Source organism: Streptomyces fildesensis, from assembly GCF_016107395.1.
GTDB lineage: Bacteria > Actinomycetota > Actinomycetes > Streptomycetales > Streptomycetaceae > Actinacidiphila > Actinacidiphila fildesensis.
Genome location: NZ_JAAIKO010000032.1, coordinates 84,002 through 93,099, shown reverse-complemented (window position 1 = coordinate 93,099; position 9,098 = coordinate 84,002). Strand labels below are relative to the sequence as shown.

The following is a 9,098-nucleotide window of genomic DNA, read 5'->3' as shown; positions in this document are numbered from 1 at the left end:
TGGGTTGGTCACGCTCCTCACCCTACGAAGCAGAAACCGACATTCCGGGCTTTGGATCCTTACGAAACACGGACGTCGGACTCCTGAGCCCCCACCCGGGAGCCCGCTCCCGGCGCCCGGTGCCAGACTCGAAGCGTGACCACCGAACCCGCACAGCGCCGCATCCTCGTCGTGGACGACGATCCGACCGTCGCCGAAGTCGTCGCGGGATACCTCCTGCGCGCGGGCTTCGCCGTGGACCGGGCCGCCGACGGACCCACCGCGGTGGCCCGTGCCGCCGCCGTCCGCCCGGACCTCGTCGTCCTCGATCTGATGCTGCCCGGCCTGGACGGGCTGGAGGTGTGCCGGCGGATACGCGAGCGCGGCCCCGTCCCGGTCGTGATGCTGACCGCCCGCGGCGACCAGGACGACCGGATCCTCGGTCTGGAGGTCGGCGCGGACGACTACGTCACGAAGCCGTTCAGCCCGCGCGAGCTGGTACTGCGCGTGGAGTCCGTACTGCGCCGCGCCGGGACACCGCCGCCCGCCGGCCCCTGGCTGCGGTCGGGGCCGCTCGCCCTGGACCCGGCCGCCCGGCGCGCCACCCACGGCGGCACGGAACTCGCCCTGACCATCCGTGAGTTCGACCTGCTCGCGTTCTTCCTCCGGCACCCCGGGCGGGTACTGGGACGCGAGGAGCTGATGCGGCGGGTGTGGGGCTGGGAGTTCGGCGATCTGTCGACCGTCACCGTGCACGTACGGCGGCTGCGCGAGAAGGTCGAGGCCGATCCGGCCCGGCCGCTGCTGATCAGCACGGTCTGGGGCGTCGGCTACCGCTTCGACCCGCCACGCGGCACTCCCCCTGCGGATCCCGTGCCCTCGGTGGCGGAATCGGCAGCACCCGAGGCAGCACCTGAGGCAGTACAGGAAACGGTGAATCCCGATGCATGACGTCCTGCTGATCGCGGCCTACGCGGCGCTCGGCGCCGCGGCCGCCGGGCTCCTCGGCGCGCTGGCACTGCGGCTGCTGCGGAACCGGTCGGTGGCGCTGTCGCTCGCGGTGGTCGCCGCCGTCACGGTGGCGGCGATGCTCGCCGGCACGCTCTCGGTCGCCTGGGCGATGTTCCTGTCCTCGCACGACCTCGGCGTGGTCATAACGGTCTGCGCGATGGCCGCCGTCGTCTCGCTGGGCGTGAGCCTGCTGCTCGGCCGCAGGGTCGTCGCGGGCAGCCGCGCGCTGGCGACCGCCACCCGCGACTTCGGCGACAGCGACATCTTCGCCGCGCCCGCCGGGGCGCCGACCGCCGAACTCGCCGACCTGGGCCGCGAACTGGCCGCCACCAGCGCGAAGCTCGCCGCGTCACGGGAGCGCGAACGCGCGCTGGAGGCGTCCCGCCGGGAGCTGGTGGCCTGGATCTCGCACGATCTGCGCACCCCGCTCGCCGGGCTGCGCGCCATGGCCGAGGCGCTGGAGGACGGCATAGCGGAGGACCCCGCGCGCTACCACGCGCAGATCAGGACCGAGGTGGAACGCCTCAGCGGCATGGTCGGCGATCTCTTCGAACTCTCCCGCATCCAGGCGGGAGTGCTCGCCCTGGCGCCGTCCCGGATGTCCGTCTACGACCTGGTGGGCGACGCCATCGCCGGCGCCAATCCGCTGGCCCGCGAGCACGGGGTCCGGCTGATCGGCGACGGCGTCGAGTCCGTGCCGGTGGAGGTCGACGGCCGCGAGATGACGCGGGTGCTCGCGAACCTCCTCGCCAACGCCATCCACCGCACCCCGGCCGACGGAACCGTCGCCGTCTCCGCGCACCGCGAGGCCGACTCCGTGGTCCTGTCGGTCACCGACGGCTGCGGCGGCATCCCCGCCGACGATCTCCCCCGGGTCTTCGACACCGGCTGGCGCGGCACCGGAGCCAGGACGCCTCCCGCGGGGGCCGGACTCGGCCTCGCGATCGTCCGCGGCATCGTCGAGGCCCACGCCGGCCACGCGGCCGTGCGCAACGTACCGGGCGGCTGCCGCTTCGAGGTCGTCCTGCCGGCCGCCTCGGGCTGACGTCAGGCCGGGGCGGGCGCTGCGGCCCCGCGCAGGGCGGCCCGGGCGAAGTCCCGCATGCCGTCGGTGAAGCCGACGGCCGGCGCCCAGCCGAGTTCGGTGCGGATGCGCGCGGACGAGGCCGTGATGTGCCGGACGTCGCCGAGCCGGTACTCGCCCGTCGTGACGGGGGCGGGCCCGCCGGTGGCCGTGGCGAGGGCGGCGGCCATGTCGCCCACGGAGTGGACGGTGCCGCTGCCGACGTTGTACGTCCGCAGCCCGCCGGAGGGTCCGCCGGTGAGCGCGCCGAGGGCGGCCGCGTTGGCTGCCGCGACGTCCCTTACGTGTACGAAGTCCCGCCGCTGGGCGCCGTCCTCGAAGACGCGGGGGGCCTCGCCGCGTGCCAGGGCGGAGCGGAAGAGCGCGGCGACGCCCGCGTACGGGGTGTCGCGCGGCATCCCGGGGCCGTAGACGTTGTGGTAGCGCAGGGACACCGCGCGGCCGTCGGCTGCGCGGGCCCAGGCGGCGGCCAGGTGTTCCTGGGCGAGCTTGGTGGCGGCGTAGACATTGCGCGGGTCGGTGGGGGCGTCCTCGGTGACGAGGCCGGGGGCGAGCGGATCGCCGCACTGCGGGCAGGGCGGTTCGAAGCGGCCCGCGTCGAGATCGGCGACCCGGCGCGGTCCCGGGCGGACGACGCCGTGCCGCGCGCAGGCGTACCGGCCCTCGCCGTAGACGACCATGGAGCCGGCCAGGACCAGGGACCGCACTCCGGTCGCTGCCATGGCGGCGAGGAGCACGGCCGTGCCGTGGTCGTTGCAGCTGACGTAGTCGGGCGCGTCGGCGAAGTCCTTGCCGAGTCCGACCATGGCGGCCTGGTGGCACACCGCGTCCACCCCGCGCAGCGCGTCCTCGACGGCCGCGCGGTCCCGGACGTCGGCCCGCCGCCAGTCGGCTCCGGCCGGGAGGACGGGCGGTTCGGCGCGGTCGCCGTGGGCGGCGGGGAGCAGGACGTCCAGGACGCGCACATCGTGTCCGGCTTCGAGGAGGGCGGTCACGATATGCGAGCCGATGAAGCCCGCGCCTCCGGTGACGAGTGTCAGCATGCTCCGACGCTACGGTCCCGGCCGGTCCTGACGGCGTGACCCGGCCGGGACGTCAGCGGTCCGTAAGGAGTGCCGGGACCTCGATCGTCAGGGTGCGGGCGTCGGCGTCCAGGACGGCGGGCAGGCCGAGGGGCACGGTGATCGCGGAGTCGCAGTGCCCGAACCCCAGCTCCTCCACGACCGGCACCCCCAGATCGCCGAGCCGGTCGAGCAGCAGCGGGCGCAGGGTTTCGTACGGGCCGCACTCCGCCCAGGAGCCGAGGACGATCCCGGCGACGCCGTCCAGCCAACCGGAGCGCAGCAGTTGGGTGAGGTAGCGGTCCAGCCGGTACGGCTCCTCGCCGGTGTCCTCCAGGAGCAGGATCCCGCCGGCGGCGCCGGGCCGGGCCCCCGGGGTGCCGAGTTCCGCGGCGAGCAGGCAGACGGTACCGCCGAGGGTCCGGCCGCGTGCCCGGCCGGGGACCATGGTCCGGGCGGCGGGCGAGCTGAGGACCTGGACGGTCCGGGGCTCCATCAGGGTGCGGCGCAGATGGTCCTGGGTGGGGTCGTCCTTGAGGAAGGTGGCGGCCGCGGCCATGGGGCCGTGCACGGTGGCGAGCCCGAGCCGGGTGGCGAACGCCTCGTGCAGCACGGTGATGTCGCTGTAGCCGATGAACGCCTTCGGCTCCACGGCTCGCATCGCGTTCCAGTCCAGCAGGTCGACCATGCGCTGGACGCCGTAGCCGCCGCGCGCGCAGAGCACCGCCGCCACCGAGGGGTCGCACCACGCCTGCTGGAGGTCCCGGGCGCGGTCCTGGTCCGCGCCGGCCAGGTAGTCCAGGCCCGGGTGCCGGTCCAGGACATGCGGCGCGACGACCGGGTCGAGGCCCCAGCCGCGCAGGATGTCGAGCCCGGCGTCGAGCCGCTCCCGCGGAACGGGTCCGCTGGGGGCGACGACGGCGACCCGGTCGCCGGGCACCAGTCGGTGCGCGCGGCGCAGCGGCTCCGGAACGGTCCCCGTCATCTGGTGAGACCCAGCTTCGGCACACCGGGCGGCACGAAGCCGAAGACCTGCCCGTAGAGCGAGAGTTCGGCCTCCAGACAGGCGACGATCGTGTCCTCGCGGCGGAAGCCATGGCCCTCGCCCTCGAAGGTGAGGTACGCGTGCGGGATGCCGCGCCCGGCGATCCGTTCCAGGAAGCGCTCGCACTGGACTGGTGGACAGATCACGTCGTCCAGTCCCTGCAACAGCAGGAACGGTGCGGTGACGCGGTCGGCGCCGTTGACCGGCGAGCGGTCGCGGTACCGGTCGGGGACCTCGGCGAGCGGGCCGACGAGGGACTCCAGGTACTGCGATTCGAAGTCGTGCGTCTCACCGTTCGCCGACCAGCCGGTGAGGTCCAGGATCGGGAAGCTGATGGCGCCGCACGCGTACAGGTCGGTGGAGGTGAGCGAGGCTCCGGTGGTCCAGCCGCCGGCGCTGCCGCCGCGGATCGCGAGCCGGGCCCCGTCCGCGGTGCCCTCGTCGACGAGTGCCTGGGCGACCGCGGCGCAGTCCTCGACGTCCACGACGCCCCACTGTTCGCGGAGCCGCTCGCGGTAGGCGCGGCCGTAGCCGGTGGAGCCGCCGTAGTTGACCTCGGCGACGCCGATGCCGCGCGAGGTGAAGTAGGCGATCTCCACATCGAGCACCATCGGGACCCTGCTGGTGGGGCCGCCGTGCACCCAGATCACATAGGGCGGCAGGTCGCCCGCCGGCGCGCCGGCCGCCGGGTTGTGCGGCGGGTACACCTGCGCGTGCACTTCACGGCCGCCGGGTCCGGTGAAGGTCCGGGCGGTGGGGTCCGGCAGAAACGCGGGGTCGACGGTGTCCTGGTGCGCGCAGCCGATGACGCGGGTGTGCCCGGTGCTGGTGTCGAGTTCGACGACCTCGAACGAGGAGCGCGCGCTCGCGGCCACGTCGAGCACCCGGGTGCCGGAGGTGGCGAGGCCCGCGGCCCATTCCGTCCAGCGGCCCGGGACATCGGCCAGTTCGCCGGTGGCCGGGTCGAGTATGGCGAGGCGCTGGGCTCCGACGCCGTGCAGAACGGCGAGCAGGCCCTCGCCGACGGGGGCGAACCAGCGGTAGCCGAGCTTCCACACCGGGCCGGCGAACTCCTCCTGGCGCGGGCAGAGGTTGACGGCCTCGCCGGTGCGGGGGTCGACGCGGTGCAGATTCCACCAGCCGGTGCGGTCCGTGGCGGCGATCAGGGTGCCGTCCGCGGCCCATTCGGCCTGTGCCACCGATTCCTCGGGACCGCCGATCAGGGTGCGGGCGCCGGTGAAGGCGCCGTCCTCCCCGACCTGCGCGAGCTTGAGCTCGGTGCCGTCCCAGGGCATCAGCGGGTGGTTCCAGGCGATCCAGACGACCTGCCGCCCGTCCGGTGAGAGCCGGGGGCCGGTGACGAACCGGTCGGCGCCGTCGGTCAGTTCGCGCACCGCACCGCGGTCGGCGGCGGCCGACCCGTCCAGCGGCACGGCGGCGATGACGCGCCGCACGTCGGAGGGCCCGGCGCCGGTGAACTCCTCCAGGACGCACCAGACCTCGCCCCGGTCCTGGTGGATCTGCGGGTCCACCCACCGCAGACCGTCGCCCACCGCCGAGACGGGCGTCAGCGGCAGCGGTTCCGCACCCGGCCGGTACGCGTACAGGCGCTGGTCGGCGAAGTTCACGAAGACGATCAGCGGGCCGTCCGCGTCCGGTGTGCCGGCCCACGGCCGGCCGCCGTACTCCATGACGCGGCTGCGGACGTTCCACGGTGCGGGCAGCGGGCACTGCTCGCTGCCGTCCGCGAGCCGCCGGACCAGCGCCCGGCGCCCGCCCTCGGCGGGGCGCGGCTCGGTCCACCACACCTCGTCCCCGACGAAGCCCGCGAATTCGGGGCTGCCGTCGTGCGACGCGGCGGTCGCCGCACCGATCGGCGACGGCCAGGCTCCGTACGGGACGTCCTGGGTCATTCCGGTGCCTTCCCTGAGGAGGAGGTCAGAAAGCGGTCGAGCACCTGGACGCCGAAGTGCAGCGCCTCGACCGGCACACGCTCGTCCACTCCGTGGAAGAGCGCCTGGTAGTCGAAGCCCGGGGGCAGCTTCAGCGGAGAGAAGCCGTAGCCGGTGATGCCGAGCCGGGAGAACTGCTTGGCGTCCGTGCCACCCGACATGCAGTACGGGACGACGTGCGCCTCCGGGTCGAAGTGCTCCAGCGCCTCGCGCATCGCCGCGTACGTCGGCGAGTCCACCGGAGCCTGGAGCGGCACCTCGCGGTGGTGGAACTCCCACTCGACGTCCGGGCCGGTGAGCTGGTCCATGGTCTCGGTGAACTCGGCCTCGCCACCGGGCAGCATCCGTCCGTCCACGTAGGCGGTCGAGGTCCCGGGGATGACGTTGATCTTGTAACCGGCCTGCAGCATCGTCGGGTTGGCGCTGTTGCGGACCGTCGGCTCGACGAGCGCGGCGGCCGGGCCGAGCTTGCCGAGCAGCCCGTCCACATCGTCCAGATCGGGTTCGATGCCGTGCAGCGCGGCGAGTTCGGTGAGCGAGGCGCGCACGGTGGCGGTGAGCCGGACCGGCCAGTCGTGTTCACCGATCCGCGCGATGGCCGCGGCCAGCCTGCTGACCGCGTTCGCCGGATTGACCTTGGAGCCGTGTCCGGCCTTTCCGTGCGCCGTCAGCCGGAGCCAGGCGGTGCCGCGCTCGCCGGCGGCCACCGGGTACAGCCGCATGCCGCCGCCCGCGTGGAAGGTGAAGGCGCCCGATTCGCTGATGCCCTCGGTACAGCCCTCGAAGAGATCGGCGTGCTGGTCCGCGAGGAAGCCGGAGCCGAACACGGCGCTGTCCTCCTCGTCCGCGGTGAAGGCGAGCACAAGGTCCCGGGCCGGACGGCGGCCGGTGCGGGCCATGGCCCGCACCGTGGCCAGCACCATCGCGTCCATGTTCTTCATGTCGACCGCGCCGCGGCCCCAGACCACTCCGTCGCGGATCTCGCCGGAGAAGGGGTGCACGCTCCAGTCCGCGGGCTCGGCCGGAACGACGTCCAGGTGGCCGTGGACCAGCAGCGCGTCGGCGCCGGGGTCGCTGCCCTCGATACGGGCCACCACATTGGTACGGCCGGGGGCGGACTCCAGGATCATCGGCTCGATCCCGGCGTCGGACAGCAGCTCGGCGACGTATTCGGCGGCGGGCCGCTCGTTGCCGTCGCCGCCACCGCGGTTGGTCGTGTCGATCCGGATCAGCTCGGAGGTGAAGCGCACCACCTCGTCCAGCGCCTGCTGGTCCACCCCCAGGCCGACCGATTCGAAGACCGCTTGCTCAGCCATACTGTTCCTCCACCGCTGCCGACACGAGCGTGGTGACCGCCTTGAAAGCGCGGATTCCCTCGTACATGGTCGGTGATGTGTAGCCGACTCGGCGTTCGCCGGTCCGCGCCACGCCGGGCACCACCGTGGCGGCCCCGGCAAGGTGTACGGCATCGAACTCGAGCTCGATGTGGAACGGTCCGTCCTGCGCGGGCTCATGGCGCACCGCGAGGGCCACCGCCTCCTTCGCCGCGGCCCGGATGTCGGCCGCGGTCCTGGCCGGGGGCCGGCAGACCGCCGCGTACCGCGACACGTAGTCCTTGACCGCGACCGTGCGGGCCCGCGGCGCGTAGCCGCGCGCGTCGGCGCCGGTACGGTCGTCGCCGGTCACCAGGATCACCGGCACACCGTACTCGGCGACGACCAGCGCGTTCAGCCGCCCCTCGCTCGCCGGCTCACCGTTGGCCCACACGCCCGTGATCGAGTTGGCGAGATAGGTGTGTGCGAGCACGCCCTCGGTCCCGGCGCCCGTGTGATAGCCGACGAACGCGATGCCGTCCACGTCCCCGTGCTGCACGCCCTCGACCATCGACAGGTCCTTGTGGCGGCCGGTGAGCATCTCGGCCCGCTCGTCGAGTTTCTCCAGCAGCAGGTTGCGCATGGTCCAGTGCGCCTCGTTCACCAGGACCTGGTCGGCTCCGCCGTCGAAGAACCCGGCGATCGCGGCATTCACGTCGGACGTGAACATATGGCGGCAGCGCTGCCACTGCTCGCTTCCCGGCAACACATCGGCAGGCCAGGTGACGCCGGTGGCGCCCTCCATGTCGGCCGAGATGAGGATCTTCATGCGAGGCAACGCTACGCGGTTTTGGGCAGCGCATGCCAGAGCTGTGGATAACTGCAGTGGTCTAGACCTCTACAAACCCTGACAGACGCTACCTGACACGGCCCGCCACCAGCCATTGCGACGGCAGCTCGATGCGCGTGCCGTCGGTACGGGACTCCGTCGTCGTCAGCGGCTGCCCGCCGCCGGCCAGCAGCTCCAGACCTGCCGCCCGGAAGTAGCCGGGAACCGCCTCGTCGGCCACCTCGCCCGGGGTGAGGCCGTGCGCGAAGACCGCCCCCAGCTTCGGCGGCGGGCCGCCTGGTCCCTGGGCCAGACCCAGCAGGATGCCCTTCGCGGCCGCGGCCAGCTCGACCGCGAACACCCGCCCCCGCTCGCCGAGCAGTGTCGCGATGCCCTCGACCAGCGGCGCCCGGTCCGCCGGTTCGCACTGGTGCAGGACGCCCCGCATATAGACGTTCGCGTCACCGATCTCCGCGTGCAGCCGGCGGGTCGTGGCCGCGTCGGCGCCGTTGAGCTGCTGGTACTCGGCGACGCCGTGCGGGTCAGCGCGGCGCGCGTGCCCGATCGCCGCCTCGGACAGGTCCACCCCGACCACCCGGTCGTAGCGCTCCGCGAGGTACCGGGTCTGGGTGCCGTTGCCGCAGCCGACGTCGACGACCGGCAGGCCGGCGTCGAAGTACGGCTCCAAGAGCGGCAGCTGCAGGGCGGCGGTGAGGGACGCGTCCGCGTCCCAGAAGACCGCCCCGGCCGTGGCGGGCGCGTCGCGCCAGAAGCTCTCCCAGGCCTGTGTGTAGGTGCCGGGCACGTTCATTTCGGGACTCCCC

The 9,098-nt window shown here is 73.5% G+C and carries 8 protein-coding genes; 2 read left to right on the top strand and 6 right to left on the bottom strand.

Annotated features, from left to right (window positions below; all coding sequences use genetic code 11):
• The first annotated feature begins 162 nt into the window (after positions 1 to 162).
• Positions 163 to 930: a response regulator transcription factor gene (locus C6N31_RS30635; RefSeq protein ID WP_138355602.1), complete on the top strand. Its 768-nt coding sequence runs from the start codon at positions 163 to 165 to the stop codon at positions 928 to 930.
• Positions 923 to 2,035, top strand: coding sequence for a sensor histidine kinase (locus C6N31_RS30630; protein ID WP_138355529.1), 1,113 nt, complete (start codon positions 923 to 925; stop codon positions 2,033 to 2,035). Before C6N31_RS30635 ends, C6N31_RS30630 begins: the two co-directional genes overlap by 8 nt.
• A 2-nt stretch (positions 2,036 to 2,037) precedes the next feature.
• Here the strand turns inward: C6N31_RS30630 and C6N31_RS30625 are convergent, their stop codons facing one another.
• The 6 genes from C6N31_RS30625 to C6N31_RS30600 form a co-directional block, all read right to left on the bottom strand.
• Complete coding sequence (locus C6N31_RS30625) at positions 2,038 to 3,117, bottom strand: NAD-dependent epimerase/dehydratase family protein (protein WP_138355530.1); 1,080 nt, start codon at positions 3,115 to 3,117, stop codon at positions 2,038 to 2,040.
• Positions 3,118 to 3,169: 52 nt separating this feature from the next.
• Positions 3,170 to 4,120, bottom strand: a complete 951-nt coding sequence (locus C6N31_RS30620; protein ID WP_138355531.1) for a S66 peptidase family protein — start codon at positions 4,118 to 4,120, stop codon at positions 3,170 to 3,172.
• Positions 4,117 to 6,093: a dipeptidyl-peptidase 5 gene (locus tag C6N31_RS30615; protein ID WP_138355532.1), complete on the bottom strand. Its 1,977-nt coding sequence runs from the start codon at positions 6,091 to 6,093 to the stop codon at positions 4,117 to 4,119. Before C6N31_RS30615 ends, C6N31_RS30620 begins: the two co-directional genes overlap by 4 nt.
• Positions 6,090 to 7,448 (bottom strand): M20/M25/M40 family metallo-hydrolase, encoded by a 1,359-nt coding sequence (locus tag C6N31_RS30610; RefSeq protein ID WP_138355533.1) that lies wholly within the window; start codon positions 7,446 to 7,448, stop codon positions 6,090 to 6,092. The genes C6N31_RS30615 and C6N31_RS30610 overlap by 4 nt, the downstream gene beginning before the upstream one ends.
• The gene (locus C6N31_RS30605; RefSeq protein WP_138355534.1) at positions 7,441 to 8,274 is read right to left on the bottom strand and encodes a M55 family metallopeptidase; all 834 of its coding nucleotides are present in this window, start codon (positions 8,272 to 8,274) and stop codon (positions 7,441 to 7,443) included. Before C6N31_RS30605 ends, C6N31_RS30610 begins: the two co-directional genes overlap by 8 nt.
• Before the next feature lie 88 nt (positions 8,275 to 8,362).
• Positions 8,363 to 9,085, bottom strand: coding sequence for a class I SAM-dependent methyltransferase (locus C6N31_RS30600; RefSeq protein ID WP_138355535.1), 723 nt, complete (start codon positions 9,083 to 9,085; stop codon positions 8,363 to 8,365).
• Positions 9,086 to 9,098 lie beyond the last annotated feature (13 nt).

Coding starts and splice junctions, on each gene's coding strand:
- C6N31_RS30615 (WP_138355532.1), bottom strand. CDS start 6,093: ATGACCCAGGACGTCCCGTACGGAGCCTGGCCGTCGCCGATCGGTGCG.
- C6N31_RS30605 (WP_138355534.1), bottom strand. CDS start 8,274: ATGAAGATCCTCATCTCGGCCGACATGGAGGGCGCCACCGGCGTCACC.
- C6N31_RS30630 (WP_138355529.1), top strand. CDS start 923: ATGCATGACGTCCTGCTGATCGCGGCCTACGCGGCGCTCGGCGCCGCG.
- C6N31_RS30600 (WP_138355535.1), bottom strand. CDS start 9,085: ATGAACGTGCCCGGCACCTACACACAGGCCTGGGAGAGCTTCTGGCGC.
- C6N31_RS30625 (WP_138355530.1), bottom strand. CDS start 3,117: ATGCTGACACTCGTCACCGGAGGCGCGGGCTTCATCGGCTCGCATATC.
- C6N31_RS30610 (WP_138355533.1), bottom strand. CDS start 7,448: ATGGCTGAGCAAGCGGTCTTCGAATCGGTCGGCCTGGGGGTGGACCAG.
- C6N31_RS30620 (WP_138355531.1), bottom strand. CDS start 4,120: ATGACGGGGACCGTTCCGGAGCCGCTGCGCCGCGCGCACCGACTGGTG.